Origin of the sequence: Pseudomonas sp. S4_EA_1b, assembly GCF_016307435.1 — a bacterium.
Lineage (GTDB): Bacteria > Pseudomonadota > Gammaproteobacteria > Pseudomonadales > Pseudomonadaceae > Aquipseudomonas > Aquipseudomonas rhodesiae.
The window spans coordinates 1-581 of the sequence record NZ_JAEILC010000061.1 but is presented as its reverse complement, the minus strand read 5'-3'; the positions used below and the strand labels follow the sequence as shown (position 1 = coordinate 581).

General features: G+C 57.3%; 1 protein-coding gene. It reads left to right on the top strand.

The window, feature by feature from the left end:
* The coding region (locus YA0848_RS36090; protein WP_232925144.1) for a ribonucleotide-diphosphate reductase subunit beta at positions 1-581 on the top strand (581 nt) is incomplete at both ends.

Sequence of the window (581 nt, the reverse complement as noted above, 5' to 3'; positions counted from 1 at the left end):
ACTGCGGATTCGTTGGTCGCCAACAACCTGGTGCTGGCCGTGTACCGCCTGATCACCAACCCGGAGTGCCGCCAGTACATCCTGCGCCAGGCCTTCGAAGAAGCGATCCACACCCACGCCTACCAGTACTGCATCGAATCGTTGGCCATGGATGAAGGCGAGATCTTCAACATGTACCACGAGATCCCATCGGTGGCGAAGAAAGCCGCCTGGGGCCTGAAGTACACCCGTTCGATCTCCGATCCGAAGTTCGAAACCGGCACCGTCGACACCGACAAAGAACTGCTGCGCAACCTGGTCGCCTACTACTGCGTACTGGAAGGCATCTTCTTCTATTGCGGCTTCACCCAGATCCTCTCCATGGGCCGCCGCAATAAAATGACCGGCGTGGCCGAGCAGTTCCAATACATCCTGCGCGACGAGTCGATGCACCTGAACTTCGGTATCGACGTGATCAACCAGATCAAAATCGAAAACCCACACCTGTGGGATGCCGAGATGAAGGAAGAAGCGACCCAGATGATCCTGCAAGGGACTCAACTGGAGATCGAATACGCGCGCGACACCATGCCGCGCGGTGT